Origin of the sequence: Vibrio sp. SNU_ST1 (genome assembly GCF_030563405.1) — a bacterium.
Taxonomy (GTDB): Bacteria; Pseudomonadota; Gammaproteobacteria; order Enterobacterales; family Vibrionaceae; genus Vibrio.
The window spans coordinates 321914-341857 of record NZ_CP130749.1 but is presented as its reverse complement, the minus strand read 5'-3'; the positions used below and the strand labels follow the sequence as shown (position 1 = coordinate 341857).

The 19944-nt window shown below is 42.9% G+C and carries 17 protein-coding genes; 10 read left to right on the top strand and 7 right to left on the bottom strand.

Annotation, left to right across the window (positions count from 1 at the left end; genetic code table 11):
- The first annotated feature begins 401 nt into the window (after positions 1-401).
- The 4 genes from codB (at position 402) to Q5H80_RS15800 (ending at position 4839) form a co-directional block, all read left to right on the top strand.
- On the top strand, positions 402-1640 hold the full coding sequence (gene codB / locus Q5H80_RS15815; protein ID WP_032499239.1) for a cytosine permease: 1239 nt from the start codon (positions 402-404) through the stop codon (positions 1638-1640).
- Between the two features lie 9 nt (positions 1641-1649).
- Positions 1650-2927, top strand: coding sequence for a cytosine deaminase (locus Q5H80_RS15810; RefSeq protein WP_304570369.1), 1278 nt, complete (start codon positions 1650-1652; stop codon positions 2925-2927).
- A 360-nt stretch (positions 2928-3287) separates the two neighbouring features.
- Complete coding sequence (locus tag Q5H80_RS15805; RefSeq protein ID WP_004730009.1) at positions 3288-3500, top strand: cold-shock protein; 213 nt, start codon at positions 3288-3290, stop codon at positions 3498-3500.
- Positions 3501-3822: 322 nt separating this feature from the next.
- Positions 3823-4839: a GGDEF domain-containing protein gene (locus tag Q5H80_RS15800; RefSeq protein WP_304570367.1), complete on the top strand. Its 1017-nt coding sequence runs from the start codon at positions 3823-3825 to the stop codon at positions 4837-4839.
- Positions 4840-5107: 268 nt separating this feature from the next.
- Here the strand turns inward: Q5H80_RS15800 and Q5H80_RS15795 are convergent, their stop codons facing one another.
- Positions 5108-5710 carry a hypothetical protein gene (locus tag Q5H80_RS15795; RefSeq protein WP_304570366.1) on the bottom strand — a complete coding sequence of 201 codons (603 nt, stop codon included), beginning with the start codon at positions 5708-5710 and terminating at the stop codon, positions 5108-5110.
- Positions 5711-5979: 269 nt separating this feature from the next.
- Here Q5H80_RS15795 and Q5H80_RS15790 point away from each other — a divergent pair, with 269 nt between their 5' ends.
- Complete coding sequence (locus Q5H80_RS15790; RefSeq protein ID WP_304570760.1) at positions 5980-7413, top strand: DUF3612 domain-containing protein; 1434 nt, start codon at positions 5980-5982, stop codon at positions 7411-7413.
- A 648-nt stretch (positions 7414-8061) separates the two neighbouring features.
- Here Q5H80_RS15790 and Q5H80_RS15785 read toward each other — a convergent pair.
- Together Q5H80_RS15785 and Q5H80_RS15780 are read right to left on the bottom strand one after the other, a co-directional pair.
- Positions 8062-9615 carry a DEAD/DEAH box helicase gene (locus tag Q5H80_RS15785; protein WP_304570364.1) on the bottom strand — a complete coding sequence of 518 codons (1554 nt, stop codon included), beginning with the start codon at positions 9613-9615 and terminating at the stop codon, positions 8062-8064.
- Between the two features lie 164 nt (positions 9616-9779).
- Complete coding sequence (locus Q5H80_RS15780) at positions 9780-11135, bottom strand: diguanylate cyclase (RefSeq protein WP_304570363.1); 1356 nt, start codon at positions 11133-11135, stop codon at positions 9780-9782.
- 273 nt (positions 11136-11408) lie between these two features.
- Here Q5H80_RS15780 and Q5H80_RS15775 point away from each other — a divergent pair, with 273 nt between their 5' ends.
- A complete protein-coding gene (locus Q5H80_RS15775; RefSeq protein WP_304570361.1) occupies positions 11409-12611 on the top strand; it encodes a DUF3541 domain-containing protein in 1203 nt (400 codons plus the stop codon).
- Positions 12612-12708: 97 nt separating this feature from the next.
- On the opposite strand, the gene Q5H80_RS15770 is transcribed toward Q5H80_RS15775, so the two are convergent.
- The 3 genes from Q5H80_RS15770 to Q5H80_RS15760 all read right to left on the bottom strand — a co-directional run bounded on the left by Q5H80_RS15770 (position 12709) and on the right by Q5H80_RS15760 (position 15182).
- Positions 12709-13320, bottom strand: coding sequence for a trans-aconitate 2-methyltransferase (locus tag Q5H80_RS15770; RefSeq protein WP_304570360.1), 612 nt, complete (start codon positions 13318-13320; stop codon positions 12709-12711).
- 45 nt (positions 13321-13365) lie between these two features.
- Entirely contained in the window at positions 13366-13635 is a 270-nt protein-coding gene (locus Q5H80_RS15765) for a hypothetical protein (protein WP_304570359.1), read from the bottom strand.
- 338 nt (positions 13636-13973) lie between these two features.
- Positions 13974-15182 carry a NupC/NupG family nucleoside CNT transporter gene (locus tag Q5H80_RS15760; RefSeq protein WP_304570358.1) on the bottom strand — a complete coding sequence of 403 codons (1209 nt, stop codon included), beginning with the start codon at positions 15180-15182 and terminating at the stop codon, positions 13974-13976.
- A 612-nt stretch (positions 15183-15794) separates the two neighbouring features.
- On the opposite strand from Q5H80_RS15760, the gene Q5H80_RS15755 reads away from it, so the two are divergent.
- The 4 genes from Q5H80_RS15755 (at position 15795) to Q5H80_RS15740 (ending at position 18538) form a co-directional block, all read left to right on the top strand.
- Positions 15795-16271, top strand: coding sequence for a hypothetical protein (locus Q5H80_RS15755; RefSeq protein WP_009845706.1), 477 nt, complete (start codon positions 15795-15797; stop codon positions 16269-16271).
- Between the two features lie 284 nt (positions 16272-16555).
- Positions 16556-16825 (top strand): PTS sugar transporter subunit IIB, encoded by a 270-nt coding sequence (locus Q5H80_RS15750; protein WP_009845707.1) that lies wholly within the window; start codon positions 16556-16558, stop codon positions 16823-16825.
- A 10-nt stretch (positions 16826-16835) separates the two neighbouring features.
- Positions 16836-18092, top strand: a complete 1257-nt coding sequence (locus tag Q5H80_RS15745; protein WP_304570357.1) for a PTS ascorbate transporter subunit IIC — start codon at positions 16836-16838, stop codon at positions 18090-18092.
- Positions 18089-18538: a PTS sugar transporter subunit IIA gene (locus tag Q5H80_RS15740; RefSeq protein WP_304570355.1), complete on the top strand. Its 450-nt coding sequence runs from the start codon at positions 18089-18091 to the stop codon at positions 18536-18538. Before Q5H80_RS15745 ends, Q5H80_RS15740 begins: the two co-directional genes overlap by 4 nt.
- A 208-nt stretch (positions 18539-18746) precedes the next feature.
- Here Q5H80_RS15740 and Q5H80_RS15735 read toward each other — a convergent pair whose 3' ends face one another.
- Entirely contained in the window at positions 18747-19760 is a 1014-nt protein-coding gene (locus Q5H80_RS15735; RefSeq protein ID WP_017102773.1) for a succinylglutamate desuccinylase/aspartoacylase family protein, read from the bottom strand.
- Between the last annotated feature and the right edge of the window lie 184 nt (positions 19761-19944).

The following is a 19944-nucleotide window of genomic DNA, read 5'->3' as shown; positions in this document are numbered from 1 at the left end:
GGTCACCTAGCCAACTGACGTTGTTAGTGAACCTTTCTTGTTCACGATATATATAGGCCAATTGCGAGTATTGCGATTGGCCATTTTTTTGCCTGCAATTTAAGAAACATCGTCCATCCAATATACAGACATCCATTCACAGTCATAATCGCTAACATTCATAGTGAAGTTCAACTCTGACTCATCACCCACGCCATAGAAAACGTTTTCTAATTATTTTTTAAGAACAAACATAAAAAGTAACCTCATGTTTTAAATGCTTATTTTTAACATAACCACCTTAATAACTGACTTATTGACAAAACTAGCATTGACTACGTGATTTATATCACCATAATGCGCTCGTTTGCCTGCAATACGGCGACCGTTATTTTTAATTTTGAACAATTGCGGAGGTAAAAATGGCTGCTGATAATAACTACAGTCTCGGGCCGGTTCCTACATCGGCTAGGAAAGGAGTCGCTTCACTCACCATGGTAATGCTTGGACTCACTTTCTTCTCTGCAAGTATGTGGACTGGTGGTTCACTCGGGACAGGTCTTTCTTTCAACGATTTCTTCCTCGCCGTTCTCATCGGTAACCTAATTCTTGGTATTTACACTTCTTTTCTTGGCTACATCGGCTCATCAACAGGCCTCTCTACTCACCTCCTTGCTCGTTTCTCTTTTGGTACTAAAGGCTCATGGCTTCCTTCTGCTCTACTTGGTGGTACACAAGTCGGCTGGTTTGGTGTAGGCGTTGCCATGTTTGCGATTCCGGTGCAAAAAGCCACAGGCATTGATACCAACACCTTAATTATCGTATCTGGCTTGTTGATGACAGGTACGGTGTACTTCGGTATTAAAGCGCTCATGGTGCTTTCAGCGATTGCGGTACCCGCGATTGCGATTCTGGGTGGTTACTCAGTACTAACAGCCGTAGACAGTGTTGGTGGACTAGAGCAACTGCAGCTGATTAAGCCAGAGACGCCAATGGACTTCTCAATGGCACTAGCAATGGTTGTAGGTTCGTTTGTAAGTGCAGGTACGTTGACTGCCGATTTCGTTCGCTTCGGTAAAAAGCCAGCAAGCGCCGTGTTAATTACAATGGTCGCGTTCTTCATCGGTAACTCGCTGATGTTTATCTTCGGCGCAGCAGGCGCAGCAGCAACCGGCCAGGCTGATATTTCAGATGTGATGATCGCGCAAGGTCTACTGCTTCCAGCCATCATCGTGCTTGGCTTGAATATCTGGACAACCAATGAAAATGCACTTTATGCGTCAGGTCTGGGTTTATCTAACATCACAGGTCGCTCAAGTACTACAATGTCTATCATTAACGGTATTATCGGTACGATTTTCGCGCTTTGGTTATACAACAACTTCGTTGGTTGGTTAACCTTCCTTTCGCTGGCGATTCCACCCATTGGTGGCGTAATCATCGCCGACTTCTTCGCGAACCGTAAACGTTACAAAGATTTTGCAAATGCAGAGTTCCAAACCGTTAACTGGGCTGGCATTATCGCGGTAGCAACAGGCGTAGCCGCTGGTCACTTCCTACCTGGCATCGTTCCTTTGAATGCCGTGTTTGGTGGTGCAATCAGTTACCTCGTGCTAAATCCTCTATTGAACAAAAAAGCTCTGAAATCTCAGGCCGCTTAAGGACACACTATGACAACCTTATTAATCAAGAACGCGAAACTTCAAGACCAAGAGGGCTTGAAACAGATTCTGATTGAAAATGGTCAATTTTCTCGCATTCTCGATAATGACGCTCAAATCACTCATCAAGGTGACATCCTTGATGCTGAAGGTGGCATTGCAGTTTCTCCTTTCTGTGAACCGCACATCCACCTAGATACTACGCAAACGGCTGGAGAACCTAACTGGAACATATCTGGTACTTTGTTTGAAGGTATTGAGCGTTGGGCTGAGCGTAAAGAATTGTTATCAATCGAAGACGTAAAGTCTCGTGCCAAGCAAACACTGAAATGGCAGATAGCTAACGGGGTTCAACACGTGCGTACACACGTTGATGTGTCAGACCCAACGTTAGTGGCGTTAAGAGCGATGGTTGAAGTCCGCGAAGAGATGAAAGAGTGGGTCAACATTCAAATCGTTGCATTCCCTCAAGAAGGCATTCTTTCATACCCTAACGGCAAAGAGTTGCTTGAAGAAGCAGTGAAGATCGGTGCTGACGTTATCGGTGCTATCCCTCACTTTGAATTCACTCGTGAATACGGCGTTGAATCTCTGCATTACGTGTTCGATCTTGCACGCAAGTACGACTGCTTGATCGACGTTCACTGTGATGAAATTGACGACGAGCAATCTCGTTTTGTTGAAACGCTGGCAGCCCTTGCGCACAAATTCGAAATGGGTGAGAAGGTAACGGCAAGCCATACCACAGCGATGGGGTCTTATAACGGTGCTTACGCATCTCGCCTATTCCGTCTATTAAAAATGTCTGGCATTAACTTCGTGGCAAACCCGTTAGTGAACATTCACTTACAGGGTCGCTTCGACGATTACCCAAAACGTCGTGGCGTAACACGTGTTAAAGAGATGCTAGCGGCTAACATTAATGTGTGTTTCGGCCACGATGATGTGTTTGACCCATGGTACCCACTGGGTACAGCGAACATGCTTCAAGTTCTGCACATGGGACTGCATGTGACACAGGTTATGGGCTACGACCAAATCAACACTTCGCTTGATTTGATCAGCAAAAATTCAGCACGCACGCTACATATCCAAGACAACTACGGTATTGAGGTGGGTAAGCCAGGAAGCCTACTAATTCTTCCTGCTGACAATGGTTTTGATGCTGTTCGTCGCCAAGTCCCGGTGCAGTACTCAGTACGTCACGGTAAGGTGATTGCAGAGACTCAACCAGCTAGAACAAAAATTAATTTAGATAAGACTGAAGATATCAACTTCAAACGGTAATATCGTCTATACTGATGAAGAAAAGGAGGCTTAGGCTTCCTTTTCACTTTGCCGTGGCGTGTAACTTTATAAAACTATCAGCTATTGCTGCTGGTTTTGTTAACGAACACAACATGACAAAAAAACTCGCTGATTTCTCAATCAATGAGTGTACAACCGGAAAGACTGTGTTAACATGCACTCGCTCTGTTAGCCGGAGTTATTTAAGTTAGATGAATAGTAAAAAATGACATGTAAAATCGTTACCCGTTTTTGTAAGTAGTTTTTCCTTATTTCTTAGTAATATTAAATAATTCAATTATCAGCGCATTGCAGTAATGCAATCAACAATTTAGAAAATTTATGAATAAGGGACAAATTATGTCTAACACAAATACTGGCACTGTAAAATGGTTTAACGAAGAGAAAGGTTTCGGTTTCATTTCTCAAGACAACGGCGGTGCTGACGTATTCGTACACTTCCGTGCTATCGCTTCAGAAGGTTTCAAAACTCTGAAAGAAGGCCAAAAGGTTTCTTTCGAAGTTGAAAACGGTCAAAAAGGCCTACAAGCAGCAAACGTTGTTGCTCAATAATTAGCTTTTAGCTAAAAAGAATTTTAAAGCGCTGATTTTTATCGGCGCTTTTTTGTGCCTGAAATAAAACTTCCACTGAGTTACTACCTCTTCCACACTCACCAACAGCCGTATCCCCCCCAAAAAAACCGGACCTCTCCTCTTTGGTCAAATAACACCCTATTTATTATTCGATATAAATATGCAATCGATTTCCATAATGAAAATGAGTTGTTTACCCAATCCTCATCCATTAATTATATAATTTTTAAAGCAAAGATCGGTAAAATCCGCTAATCTTGGTCACAGTGGCTTAGTTAGTTTGGTATCTGCAGCAAAAATCATGAAAAAAGACGAATTTCAAAAATCCACCGCAAACCTAAAAAAAGCGGTGCCTCTTATGATGAAGAACCGGGTGTCTACTACACCTGCAAATTACGCACTTTGGTACACCTATGTTGACAATGCTATCCCACAGCTGACTAAAGACATGGATGGTATTTTGGAATACTATGGCATTTGTCCTCCAGCCGTTGGTGAGCAACTTTACAATAATTATGTTGCTAGCAAGTCTGAAACGAATATCAATGACCTCCGCGCAAATTTAGAATTGTTGGTCTCGGAAGTTTCGAATTCGATGAATGACACACTGACCGATACCTCTGCTTTTTCTGAAATGATTGATAAAAGCTTCGAGGATTTGGCCCGCGTTGACAATGAAAGTTTATCGATCGATGAAGTAATGTCTTTAGTTCGTCAGTTAGTTTCTGAATCTCGTCATATTCGTCACTCTACTCAATTTTTAAATTCTCAGTTGAATTCTGCAACATCAGAAATCACTAAGTTAAAATCTCAGTTGGTAGAAGTGCAGAAAGATGCACTCTTTGACAGCACAACGACACTCTATAACCGTCGCTCTTTCGACCGTGATATAGACACCTTGTGTGAAGCGAAACAGCCTCTGTGTTTAATTCTTCTCGATATCGATCATTTTAAAAACTTCAACGACACTTATGGCCACCTATTTGGTGACATGGTTCTTAAAGGCATTGCGCGCAAATTGAAGCAAATGTGCCGTGAAGGTATTTCTGCTTACCGATTTGGTGGTGAAGAGTTCGCGATAATCGTGCCAAACAAATCATTACGCATTGCACGCCAACTTGCAGACACCAACCGCCGCTCTCTAGAAAAGCTATCGATTAAAGATCGTCGTAGCGGGCAACAGGTAGGTAGCATCACCGCATCGTTTGGTGTTGCTGAACTTGAACCTGGTGAATCGGCACAATCACTGATCGAACGCGCTGATAAGCTACTTTACGAAGCGAAGTCACTTGGTCGAAATAGAGTGATGCCGCTGTAGTCTGCAATCATCGAAACAAATTACCGTTAAACGGTCTGCTTACTAAGCCCTGAGAACTAGGCATTAGGCATTAGGCATTAGGCATTAGGCATTAGGCTTTAAAATAGACTCGCAATTAACATCGAAAGCAAAAAGCCCCAATCAATAACCAGTAGGTTAATCGTTGGGGCTTTGTCGTTTATGCCATAGTCGTCAGTGTTCAATGCTAAATATAATCAGAGTGTCTAGCTCTACATCTTTCATAAATACCAAAGGTGTAGCTGTGACATTAAAGGGCGTAGCAATAGTTAAGACAGTAATCCTCACCGCTCTTAGCTCTAAACTCTTTGTCTTCACTGCATGCTTTTGGTTTACCCTTCTCATCACCTTGAACTAGGCTGATCCAGTGACGTATTGCTGTCGTGATTCCTTCACGCTCTGTATTCGTTTGTACCGCTTCCATTGGCGACTGGCCAAACGTGGTGCATGATTCCAACTGAATATCATCGATGTCGACCAATTCAATGCAACCTGTCCCTTTATGACAACCAAACATCACTTCTAAATGGCTTCCACTGCTATCACGGAACAAGATTGAGTCTGGGTCACACTTCTCACCCATGTAAGCTACAAACTGCTTAGGATGCTTTAGACCGCTGTGTTGGCCATCTTTGAAATAAGCCATGATATGGCGGTAATCAACTACGTAGCTCGTTACATCTTGATGTGAGCCGTTCTCTAACGGGAACAATCTGTCTAGCAGTTGCTTCGCTTTGAGTTGCTTCTCAGTTTGCTGTTTGGCACTGATAGTCTCCACGGCAAAGATAGCTTCAGCGATAAATGGTTTTGTTTGTTTTTGGATTTCTGTTTTATCGAATGTAAGCATATTCATAGTCTTTCCCTCTTGACTAACCCGGTGAACATTCACCGATTTTTATAGCAAAAACGTGTCCTAGAGCAATTATTCCAAACTAACGTTTAACTTATTTGTCATTTTGTGAATTGCTTAGTTTGTAGATTAGCGCTTTTTTACCTACAATTTCACAACAAAAATTTTACAATGTGAATTTTACAAATATGGCCTTGTCAAAAAGTTTAGTTCGTCAGTCTCATTTCCTAGGTACGAAAATACGTAACCTAAGAAAACGCAACCATTTAACGATGGAAGATCTGTCTGCGCGTTGTATTAGAATCAACCCAGAATACGCACCTTCCGTTTCTTACCTTTCAATGATTGAACGTGGAAAGCGCGTTCCAAGCATCGATATGCTAGAAGTCATCGCGCAGGTCTTTCAGAAGAATCCAACCTGGTTCCTTGACGACGAATCTGAACAACAAGCCATTGCTCCTGATAAAGGGAATCGTGGTGGGATAAGTGGCATGGCACTCGAGCCTAGCTTTCTTTTCTCCAACGACATCCTGCAAATTGCAATTCCAGAGATGCTGTCGCAAACGGGGATCTCAGGCCGCCAGTTCGCACACCTCTTGATTCGAGCACACCAAGAAAGCAATCAGAACCACTTCCCTGACCTTGAGCGCGCAGCGGAAGAAGTTGGCTTAAAACGTCTTAACCTCAGCGTAGAAGACCTTATAGACATCGCTAGAAGCCTAGGAATTAACATCCGTTGGGTAACACGCACACCAAAAGACGTTGTTGATGAACTCGGGGTTAATGCCAAACAGCTAGTCACTTCGTTCTTTGAACCTCCCAGCACAATCTTCTTAAACGAAATTCTGAAAGAGTACCCCACTCGTCTAAAATACGATTTGTCGGTCTATATTGGCCATTGTATTCTGCATAGCAAAGAAGGCCTAAAGAGTGTGTTGTCGGTCGGCAACAATAACACATGGGACGACAACCAGGTTTCAGGCTCTTCGCAACTTAACTCTCAAGATATTCTTCAAGCATGGCGAGACTTTGAATCTAGCTTCTTTGCTGGCGCCCTTCTTTGCCCGAAAGTGCCATTTAGACAGTTGCTTGACCGCACTGGTTACGAAATCGACGTTCACAAAAGAGCGGGGGTTTCCCCCTCTGTTGCTATGCGTCGAATGACGGTAGTATCGCCCTACCCTCACTGGCACTACTTTGATGCTTATGGGCCAGGGAAACTCAAAGCGGTGTACCGCGGGAACGGGATTCCACTGCCTTGGGGAAATATGAGAACTGTTGCCGACCCATGTCAACATTGGGCTGTGTTCCGTCGATTGTCAGAACCTCGCGCAGGGAGTTCGGCTCAAATATCTATTTTAAATGTGGGTGATGAACCAAGAATCTACTGCTGTGAATCCATCAATATGACGGATCCTGCAGGTAACAATCGCGTATTGTGTGCTGGCATAGACCTTAACCCTGCGATTGATGCACAAGGCGGTAATTCAAGAGACATTGCAGAGCAACTTAAAGCATCATGCGTTAACAATGGTGGCTCGGTGGTAATCCCGCGTAACATCAAGAAAGATCTCACGACAATAGCCAAGATTCTAAATATAAATTGGATTGAACGTGGAATTGAGACAGAGGCTAGGCTTATCTGCTCCCGAGGTGGAGAATGCCCGCGCCAACCAAGCTGTTACTCAAAATGTGGTGAGTGTTAGAGCAGGAATGGTATGAGCATGATGAGTAAATTGTCGTACTCTGCTTGTTTTGCTTGAGTTAACTGCACTTAATAATAAGTAGTAATAACAATTAATAAAAAGTAAGACCAACAAGTAGAACTCAAAATTCAGACAAAAAAAAACCAATCACAAAAGGGTGATTGGTCATATATTTTGTGTGAACAATATGGGTTCACTAACAACGTCAGTTGGCTAGGTGACCCTCGGCTTAAGAAGGGTCACTATTACTAATGCACTATACGTGCCAACTTTAAATATACGTATTTACTACGCATCTGAACACGTATTAGCCATAAATGCTTGTTTGTTTTGCAAACTGAAATTGCAAATTGCAAAACCCAACAAATCGCTAGTGATTATGTTGTTATTAATAGATCATTAAAGATTAATTTCTCTTCCTATAAATACCTACTTTTCAATAAATTCGATAGCTTCAACTCTGAAGAAACCTCTTCTTGTTTGCTTAATTACACCCATAAAAAAACGCGAACATTGAAATTCAATATTCGCGCTTATTCGAGTTCGATAGCAGGAAGTCGTCAATGGACGAGAACCCTCCTACGAAGCGATCTCGTTACATAATCTTTGCAAAGCTATCTGAGCAACATTCTGTCTACCAAAGATCTTCTATTTCTGAGATGCAGGCTTAGAACGGCTTCTAGATGGTGAAGGTTTGTTACCTGTAGGCTTGTTCGAACCATTGCCTCCACCGAAACCAGACTTCTTAGGTTTACCTGCACCGGCTGGCTTGCCAGAGCTATTGGTAGAAGGCTTGTTAGCCGTATTACCGCGTTTATAGTTGCTGCCATTATTTCTTAAAGACTTATCATCACCAGCAGCTGAAGAGTTGCTGTCAGATGCTTTGTTGCCTGAGTTAGGCTTACGCTTTGGTGCAGATCCATTACCTGCTACATGACGCTTGTTCTTGCCTGCTGGCTTATGCCCGCGAGCATTCTCACCAGAACGTTGACCATCCGAGTGTTCACGTGTCTTTTTCGGTTTCTTAGGCTTAATCGGACGCGAATCCAAGCGAGATTCTGGTAACTTGTTTACGGGTGCAAAACCTTCCAGTTCACGACGCTCCAGTACTTGTTGAATAAGGCGTTCAATACCAAATAATTCACCCACTTCATCTGCACAAACCAATGAAATTGCTTTACCCACTTCACCAGCACGGCCAGTACGACCAATACGGTGAACGTAATCTTCTGATACGTTTGGAAGGTCGAAGTTAACCACTTGAGGAAGTTGTGGGATATCAATACCACGAGCAGCGATATCGGTCGCTACTAGTACTCGTACCTTACCTGTTTTAAAGTTCTCTAAGGCTTTAGTACGCGCGCCTTGGCTCTTGTTACCATGGATAGGTGCAGAAGTGATGTCTTGCTCTTCAAGGAAACGAGCAAGCTTGTTTGCACCGTGTTTTGTTTTGCTGAACACCAACACTTGTCGCCAATCATTATCTTTGATCAGCTTAGCTAGCATTGGCGCTTTTTTCTTTTTATCTACTGGATAAATACTTTGTTCAACAGTGGGTGCTGTTGAGTTTGCAGGGCTTACCGAGATTTCAACTGGGTTATTTACTAAGCCTTTAGCCAAGCTACGAATCTCATCAGAGAACGTTGCAGAGAATAGTAAGTTCTGACGCTTCTTAGGTAGGAAAGCCAAGATCTTACGGATGTCGCGGATGAAACCCATGTCTAACATGCGATCAGCTTCATCTAATACTAGAATCTCTAGCTGATCAAAACGCACTGCATTTTGGTTGTATAGGTCAAGTAGACGACCCGGTGTTGCCACCAACACATCACTGCCTTTACGAAGTTTTTGCATCTGAGGATTAATTTTCACGCCACCAAACACGACCGTGGAAGTAAGCGGTAAGTTAATACCGTATTTAACTACGCTGCCATTCACTTGCGCAGCAAGTTCACGGGTCGGGGTTAGCACTAATGCACGAACTTGGTTCTGACGTACGCGAGAGCCTTTTGATAACATTTCAAGAATAGGTAGCGTGAAGCCAGCAGTTTTACCTGTACCTGTTTGAGCAGCGGCCATTACATCTTTGCCCGTTAGGACAGCTGGTACGGCTTTCTCTTGGATTGGTGATGGCTTATCGTAACCTTGTGCTTCAATAGCTTTAAGGATCGGTTCAGAAAGGCCAAGGGAGGTAAAACTCATAGATTATTTTCTCAGTTGAATAACATTTAGTATGAGCAACGCGCAGAAAGAAGTCGTTGCTACAGCTTTCGCTCATCAATAGGATTGATAAAGAGCAAAGCGCGGTATTCTGAGGCTTTTCCCCACATTCAGCAACTAAATTCTAATAACAGATCCAATCCAACCTATAAAATTTGTCGTTTCTGTTCGTACATTTTTTCATCAGCTGCTTTGAGTAGTGCATCGACATCACTGTAGTTATTGTTATGAATTACCCAACCAACGCTAATTCGAAGATAAATCGAGTGCGTATCATAAACAACAGGTGTGCTACATATCGCTCTTCGAAGTTTAGCTACAATCGAAGAGACATGTTGATCATCAATGATGCGTGGTAACAAAACTAAGAACTCATCACCACCGATTCTCGCAACGATATCTGAACCACGTAACTCGCTCTTAATGCGATTAGCACACTCAATAAGCACTTGATCGCCAGCCGCATGCCCAAAAGTGTCATTGATCGCTTTAAAGCCATCCAGATCGATATTTACCACAGCAAAGGTTCTTGATCTCTGCTTTTGGATGACTTTAAACGCCTGCTTTAGGCTGAACATAAAGTATCGGCGATTAGGTAACATGGTGAGTTCATCATGCATAGAGCGGCTGTCTGCAATTCGGTACAGACGATAAATAGTAAAGAAGGCAAACGCTAGCAATAACATGAGGGTGTAACCGACTAACCTTACCGCTTGAATTCGATACCAAGGCACATCCATTAATACATGATCATTACCAGCGAGAGCAAGGTACCAACCACCGTAAGGGAAGCTCACCTGTTCGGTAGCAAACGCATTATCAAACACATCCTGGGTACCATAAAAGATAGCACCGTCCTTACCCGAACTATTTGCACCACGAATGGCGAGTTCATACTTATTCTCTATTTTCCCAATTCCAACGTCTTCAAACAGGGCCGCTAAATCAATAACGGCACTGGAGACCCCCCAATAATCTCTGTTGAAAGGTGGGTCTCGAAAGATCGGAGTCCGCGCAATGAGTGCATGTCCACCTTGAAATAGATCAAAGGGCCCTGAAATAACAGTGTTACCGATCTCGCGGGCAATCTGAATAGATTCCCATTGATTTGGGTAGTCTCGATAGTCAATACCAAGAACCTGCTCGTTTCCTTCCATTGGATAAACGAAATTAAGCACATCGTCTTCAGCTAAGCCAATCAATTGAATATGGAAGCCATCATGGATAATGTTTTGAGCAATCTGCTCCCACCCTTTTTTATCACCATTTGGGTCGATGGTCACAAGAGTAGATAGGCTATTGAGGACATACATGTCTGAGACAATCATTGCTTCAATACGAGATCGAATGGTCGATAGCTGCTTTTTTGCCTCAGAGTAGGATTCATCTTTAAGATAGGATAATTCTTTTGAGTGAAAAAACTCAATAGCACTCATTACCATTAGAAAAAACAGTAAAGATAATAATTTGACAGGCCATTGCTTACTAGAACCACTTGGCATTACGACCCCCTAATACTTCGTATTCTTAAATTTGCTCATTTCAGACTGACTCTTCAAGTATGCCGCCAAACTATTTAAATACATACACTTAGCCTAGTACTCTTTTCATTACTGAGTCATTTGTCACTTAAAACTCATTAGACACATTGATTATTGAGCCAAACATCTAATCAATCTTATTAAAGCTTACAATGTATTGACCAAAACCTTACATTGAAAGATTCATGAGTGTTATTTTATATTCACAATTAATCAGCTTGGTACCTTACGAACATGAAGCTAAAAACGCTAACTCTGTGCACATTGTTATCAATCTCAGTTGCGGTTCACGCACACGCTACTTCAGATATGCTAACGGCTTTTGACACACAACAGACTGTTAACACACAGGAGCCAGTTAACATACAAGCAACAAACATACCAAATATTCAATCACAAGCTGATATTATTCCCTCTCAAGAACAGTCTTTCAAACAGTCTGCTGACCTCATTCGCACTACCTACGAAAGCCAACTTTATACCCTGCCCGCCTTCAAAGAAGGTCACTATGGTTTACGTATGTATCGACAAACATTAGACGATAAATATTCTGCCGCGGTATGGAGTGACATGGCGCGTGTATCAAGCAAGCTTAGCCGCCTGTCTAATGATGTTCAAACCATGGAACAAATAGTACTGTACTCAGAAAAGCGCGTGGCTTCGTATGTGGGTGATGACGATGAACGTAGTGTTCGACGCTACAACATCACCAAGCACATGCCAGAATATCTATACCTTGGCGTTGACCTTCTTGGTTCTATGGCGCGTGCCAATGAGTACGGTTTAGAACACAAGAACGATACCAAGCTACGCGAAATCATTCGTCGCTATGACTTCTCTCGTTATGTAACCAATGAAGACATGATAAAAGCCTGGGCGGCACAATTAGCTAATCAGGTTTACTGGCTGCGCCAACTGGGTGAGCAAGATGTCGTTGATGAGTTCGTCGACACCTTCAAAAAAGCCTACCCAGACGATAAAGACAAGAAGCTCTCAAGCCAGCAGTACGGCAATAAGATCTATGGTATGACACATGTGATCTTTGGAGATTCTGAGTATTACCAGCACCAAGTAAGCGAGCAAGAACACCAATGGATCTACGATTACTTCAGAGAAAACATCGATACGATCCTGCTACGAGCTAAAGAGGATGTGATTGCTGAGGTTGGGTTGACTTTCTTATTAGCCGGTCTAGAGAATGACCCGGTAGTAGAGAAAACTAGGCTCGCAATCCAAGCATCTATCGATAAGAAAAAAGGCATGATCCCTTCGGTCACCGGTGATTTTGATCTCAAGTATGGGGAGCACCGCAACGTACTCGCTATCATGCTACTCGATTGGCAGCAAGTGAACGAAGCACCGACTTATGAAGGTAACCCAAAAGTATTTACTAACATCCCTTACGGGCTAGTTGAAAATCAACCGCTGAAGCACTAGCAGTAATACTTAAGTTGATTTTAGAACCCAAAAAGCCGCAAACCTCTCAAGGTCTGCGGCTTTTTTAACTCTTACCACACCAACACTTCATTCAGACTCAGGATACGGCTTTATTCATCACTATCGTGAAATCCCCTTCTGCGTATCCTTCTACCAAGGAAACATCGTCACAGAGTGTTTTACAGAATCTATATACGCCCTGAGGGTGATAACTCATCAAGGTATTACGTGAAGGATACTGGCTTGAATTGAGCAGGTTAAAAATCACCGTCTGATTCGCTAGTCCAAACATACGAGTAATCATGTTAGTCAGATAATCCGAGTCGCGAGAGATATAATTCAATGAGCCACTGGCGATAACTACATCGTGTACCTCAAGGCTCATTTGGCTCATATCACCCGACAAAAACCGACAACGATCTTCTGTATAGCTCTGCTTCGCCTTCTTTAAAAAGCCTGCGTGTTGGTCAACGCCGGTGTAAGATTGAATGCGATAGATACTGTCGAGCAGTTCAAACAACTCTCCGTAGCCACACCCTAAATCCAAAACACTTTTTTTCTCAAAGTCGGCTGAGCGGGCAATCACTTCAAAGCGACATAATTGGCTATCTTCGCTGGTCCACCCTAAAGCTTTAGCCTTGTCGCCATTCGAGCGGTTAGCCTGTTTTCGATGATAGCGATACACTTTCCAACGATCGAGCCAGTGCATTCAAACAAATCTCACTTCAATGAACATTAGTACGCCTCAATAAACTTAGACGTCAGAATTTGAAGAAAAGAGTCCACCAATCTTATAACCGACCGCATAGCAAACCACCGCGACAGTCACAAACACCAAAGCTGAGAAGACATAAGCCACCGATGCTGCGACGCCAGTGCCCCATACTACGCTAAACACCAAACCAAGATACGCTTCTTGCGGCCACTGATAGATAGGAAACTGAATACCACCAGCAATAAGATAAACCATCGCAAACAAGCCAATTAAGGTAGCAATAAGACCGATGAGAACGCGCATGTTCATAGAGAGACCCTTGATAAATTTGAGCTTGGTTGCCGTATTCTTAGTCGGAACGGAATATTCTGAATCGGAACGAGTGTTCTTAATAGAAACCGGATTTTCTTAATTGAAGCCGAATGTAGTTAATCGCAACCTGATGATATTCAAGTATATCGGATAACAAGGACTAGCTCTATTACTCTTCCGAGTGAGCTATTACATACTACTGATAAGTGAATATCGACCAAAAAGCCTGATTTAGCTTAACGAGCAGGCACAAAAAAGCGGACACCCTTCTCACGTTGAGTCCGCAAGAAAGGTGCCCGCTTTAACTGAATTTAGGCGCTTTAACTGAATCTCGCTTAAAGCAGGATAAAGATACCCGCTAAACATGCACTCATTAGGTTTGCAAGCGTACCTGCAGCGACTGCTTTCAAGCCTAAGTTTGCCACTTCAGCACGACGCTCTGGTGCCATAACACCGATTGAACCTAGCTGAATTGCAATAGAACCAATGTTAGCAAAACCACATAGAGCAAAAGTCACGATGACTTGGCTATGTTCAGACAGCAGAGCTTTGTTCTCAACGAAGTCGATGAAAGCAACAAACTCGTTCATTACGATCTTCTGACCGATGTAAGAACCCGCCATTAATACTTCATCACTCGGGATACCAATCAACCATGCTAATGGTGAGAACAGGTAACCGAAGATAGCTTGCAACGTAATGCCCGTAAAACCGAACGTTTCGCCTAGGCTTTCTAGGCCAGTGTTGACCATCGCAATCACACTCACGAATGCAATCAACATAGTACCGACAGCCACTGCGACTTTCATACCGTTCATCGCGCCGCTTGCCAGTGCATCGATCACGTTGCTTTGGTCAGCTTTATCTAGTTCGATATGGTCGTAATCACTTGGTGTACTGCGTTCAGGAACGATGATCTTCGCCATTAACAGACTACCCGGAGCTGCCATGAAGCTTGCTGCGATAAGGTATTTAAGTTCAACACCTAAACCAGCATAACCACCAAGCACACTGCCCGCTACCGACGCCATACCACCTGCCATTACAGCAAACAGTTCCGAACGAGTCATAGACTTTAAAAATGGACGAATAAGAAGAGGAGACTCACCCTGAGAAAGGAAGATATTACCTGTCGCTACCAAGGATTCAGCTTTACTGGTGCCCAGCAGTTTTTGCACCGCTCCGCCCAAGATTTGAATCACTTTTTGCATGATGCCGAGGTAGTAAAGTGCAGAAATCAGAGCACTGAAGAAGATAATGATTGGAAGTACGCGTATCGCGAAAATGAAACCTTCAGTTGCAAGGTCGCCGAAAAGGAATGCGATACCAGCGTCTGCAAAACCAAGCAGGCTAGAAACGCCATTACTTAGGCTTGTTAGCGCCAATTGTCCCCAAGGGAAATACAACACCAAAGCAGCGAAGCCGATTTGAAGTAATAGTGCACGAGAGACTGTTTTCCAGTTAATCGAAGAACGACTTTCAGATAGCAGGTACGCACAAGCAATCAGTGCAAGAACACCGACAAAACCAAATAGAATATTCATAATGTGTCCTAGTAATCCTTAAAGAGTGAACATGAGCCAAACGAATGACATCAAAGGAATAGGACAAAGAACCGCAAGCAAAACGCTACGCGATGAAGGGGCTAACAACGTTAGCGAATGTAACAACGAGTTGTTCATGTAAATAATCACCTTATACAAGCAGTGGGACGTAGCTGGTCCGGTCCGTGGGGTCATTCACATATCCATGTGACGGCTTGTATTGGCTAAGCACCGGCTTAAAACCGGAAAAGAAGTATAAACAGTTAAGTGAGACTTTCATCACATTTTTTAACGCAAACGATCGCGCGGTCAAGGATTAAACAAAACGCAGTGTTTGCCGCCGTTTTTGTTCTTCAAAAACTGTAAACAATCTGTATAAGGTTGAATTTGGAATGTTAAGTCCTTAAGCGTATGAGCGTAACCTCTCGGTTAATTCTGTGTGATTATTACCACTTTTCTGTGTTCTCCCTCATTTACTATGACTTCAAGATTCATCTTAAGTTTAGATGCGTATATACTTTGCTTTATCTCACCCATTCATTATCTATAAAACGAGAAGAGCTGATTAGATATAACAGCCATTGAGACTAAGAGAGGAAACACGTGAAGAAAATGGAAGCTCCGCACGACATGAACAATGGAGCTAGATTCAAAACAAATAGACACGGCTATGTGACAGTAGTTGAGTATTATAATACCTATACTGTTATTGTCGCGTTTGAAAACACCGGAAATATCCGCGCTATCAGTGCGGCGAAATTACGTACAGGTCAGTTAACCGATCGCTCTGTTGCACCTGAATCAATTATGATTGGTGAAAAGGTTGAATCCGTTAAGCATGGAATATTAACTATTACCCAAGTTGAATCTGAAAATATTGTGGTTCTGACCAATATCAATAATGAAGAAATTAGAATGTTATTGCCTGCCGTACAGAAAATGAAAGATAAAACCGAAGAAATAGATGGTGAAAATGTTACCTCGCCAAAACCAACTTCTCTTAGCCAACTAACTAAAAGAAATAAAAAGACCAAAGACGTTAATAGCATGCTTAAGAAAATGCTTACCGACTACGGTCGATACGATTAATTCTCTATTTTCTCCAACAGACCCACTATATATTTACATTCCAATAGACAAATACATTCCCCGCCACCTTTCTCAATAGATACATTGCATATTCGTGTGAAAAGTTAAATTTGATCAAAGTCTCACTCTGGATCTTTACCACACACAAGCGAGATCCCCGTCACAATCTCATTTTAGCTTTGTGATGGAGATCTTATTGAAATCTCAATATTTCCATTACTATGCTCTCACACAATAAGAGAACGAAGTTTCTCAACCCTTAAAATCCAATTGAGACAAATATTATGAAGAAGATTCTTGTAGTTTGCGGTAACGGCCTTGGTACTTCGCTAATGATGGAAATGGCAGTGAAAGAAGTGGCTAAAAAAATCGGTTTCGAAGCAGAAGTTGATCACGAAGATCTATCATCTGCAGCATCAAGCAATGCTGATATTTGGGTAGCAGCAACAGACGTTGCAAACCAACTAAAAGAAGGCGGCAAAGAGAACATCATCAGCCTCAAAAATATTTTTGACAAAGCATCAATCGAAGAACAACTAAAAACTTTCATGTAAGGTCAAAATTATGCAGAACTTTTTCGAATTCATGCTCGGCTTATTAAAAGAGCCAGCAATCATGGTAGGCTTAATTGCTTTCATTGGCCTTGTTGCACAGAAAGCTGATATTTCCACCATTCTAAAAGGCACAATTAAAACCGTAATGGGTTTCCTGATTTTAGGTTTTGGTGCTGGCGCTCTTGTTGGCGCACTAAATAATTTCTCCGTTGTATTTACTGAAGCATTCGGCGTAAGTGGTGTTATTCCAAATAACGAAGCAATTGTTGCATTAGCACAAGAAGCATTCGGTTATGAGATGGCTCTAATTATGTTCTTCGCATTCGTTGTGAATATTTTACTGGCTCGTATTACTCCTTTAAAATATATTTTCTTAACGGGTCACCACACAATGTTCATGTCTATGCTAGTAGCAGTAATTCTGTCTACAGCAAACATTGAAGGCACCGCTCTAGTCGCAATCGGCTCGCTCATTGTGGGCACATTGATGGTTGTTATGCCAGCACTGGGTCAGAAGTACACAGAAAAAGTGATGGGCACAGATCAGCTGGCTATCGGTCACTTCTCGACACTGTCTTACATCGTGTCTGGCTTCATTGGTAGCAAATTCGGTGACACATCAAAATCAACAGAAGACATCCAAGTTCCTAAAAGCTTAATGTTCCTGCGTGATACGCCAGTAGCCGTAGCAACAACAATGGCTATCTTCTTCATGCTTGCGTCTATTATTGCGGGCGGCGAGTTTGTAGAAACAGTATCAAGCGGTCAAAACTGGGTTGTATTTACCTTCATGCAATCTCTAATCTTTGCTGGTGGTGTTTACATCGTATTGCAAGGTGTGAAGATGCTAATTGCTGAAATCGTTCCTGCATTTAAAGGTATCTCTGACAAACTAGTACCAGGAGCAAAACCTGCTCTAGACTGCCCTATGGTATTCCCAGTAGCACCAAACGCGGTATTAATCGGTTTCCTTTGTTCTTTCGCGGCTGGCCTACTAGCAATGGCAGTTCAAGGTGCACTTGGTTGGACAATCATTGTAGCGGGTGTGGTTCCACACTTCTTCGTAGGTGGTGCGGCAGGTGTTTACGGTAACGCTACTGGCGGTCTACGTGGTGCAATTCTAGGTTCGTTTACACAAGGTCTGTGTATCTCCTTCCTACCAATGCTACTACTTCCAGTACTGGGTGGTCTTGGTCTTGAAGCGACAACATTTGCTGACTTCGACTTCGGTGTTGTTGGTCTGATTCTAGGGTGGATTGTTTCATGAGCCTATTCGATTTAATCGGTAACCAAGGCGTTATCATCAACTCTGAAGAGAACCTAACGGTTGATGATGCGATTGATTTAACCTGTTCAACACTGTTAGCAAGCAAGAAAGTTGAAGCAAGCTATGTTGAAGCTATCAAGCAAAAGCACAAAGACATCGGCGCGTACTATGTTCTAGCACCAAAGATTGCGATGCCTCATGCTCGTCCTGAAGATGGTGTGAACGAAGCATCACTGCAGGTGACAGTATTCAAAAAGGGTGTTGATTTAGAGTCGGAAGACAACGGTGCCGTTTACCTTTCAATCACTCTGGCAGCGATGGACTCAGATAGCCATATCCATACTATTATGGCGCTATCAGAGTTGTTCCAAAATGATGATGACATTGATGCCATTATCGCAGCGGAAACAGAGCAAGAGATCATCGAGATCTTAAAGCGATACTAGGGCGTGTTGACCTTTCGTGGTTAACTTTTGTTCGAGATAAAAGCTATCAGACCGAGCCCTGCTCGGTCTTTTTTTTACGCGTTTCAAATAATGATGCACCAGATTAACAAAGAGACGCCCGCCGAAGAGCTTTTCAACTCAGCACTTACCAATTAAATCCTTACTAATTAAGAGCTTACCAATTAAGAGCTTCTCACCTAAAAGCATCTCAACTCAATAGTCGACAGACAAGAGCCCCTGGCTCCCTTAATGCATCCACGTTATAGCTAAGTACACGTCCGGCAGACGGCGCATGATAACGACGACATTCATTCCCAAAAGCGTCGTATTGAATCGCCAAAAGATCATCTTGCTCTACGCTTTGTAAAAGCTCGACCTGAGGCAACACAAAGCCACCAATATCAGCGCGGATAGATACCACATTATTGCCCTCTATCCAATCTATACTCGGCAGTGGCTTTTTGTCTCGTAAACCTTCAGCATCAAGCATCTCGTAGTAAGAAAGAATATTAAAAACACCATCTACGGCTCGTTGAATCATGTCAGGTTGAGTAAATTTCCCCATCCCTACTTCCACTGTAATGCTCGGAATTCCACTTCGATTCCAGACCGTTTCAAGAATACCCGGATCGCCGGGATCATTAAGAACACAATCGGGCTGCATTAACCTCGCCATCTCCAAACATTGCTCTACTCGGTAATCAGCAAACACATAAAGTGGATACACCGCACCACGAGTTTGGGTATGCAGATCAACAGCAAATGTCGCGTTGTGTTTGAGTAAGCGATCCCACAGAGATGCGACGAATCGCTCCGCGGCTAAGCCGTGTGCATCACCAGGAAAGAGTCGATTAAGGTTGGCAGGGCAAGAGCCCGGATCCGAAGAGATAAAATCGCGACTGTGGTTAAGCAAGCCAGACAAATTCACAGTTGGTACAACTGTCACCGTGCCTTTTAATGTTTTGCCTACTAAATCTCGGATAATTTGCTGAGCAGCCAACACACCGTTTAGCTCATCACCGTGAATCCCGGCAGTGATCATCAACTTCGGGCCGTCTTGACTGCCTTTGAAAACAGAAACAGGCATGTTTTTAGGTTGCCCTAACCCATCACTGGTTACTTGAAACCAAAACTGATGCTCTCCAATCGGTAAGTCTTCAACATTCAAGGCGCCAATAACCTGCCTACCTTGTAAAACATCGCCTAAGTACTCTGTTTTCATCCAACGTCTCCATCTTGTTGAGCAAAATTTATTCTTTTCTAAGTTTTGGCATCATAGAGGATATCTTAATCAGTACAAACAGTTAATAAGATGAAGAAGCTCTAACCTCACCAAAAGCGTCACCATATCATTATCATCTCGCCCAAATAGCAACTTGAAAAAGTAACCAAATAAAAACATACGA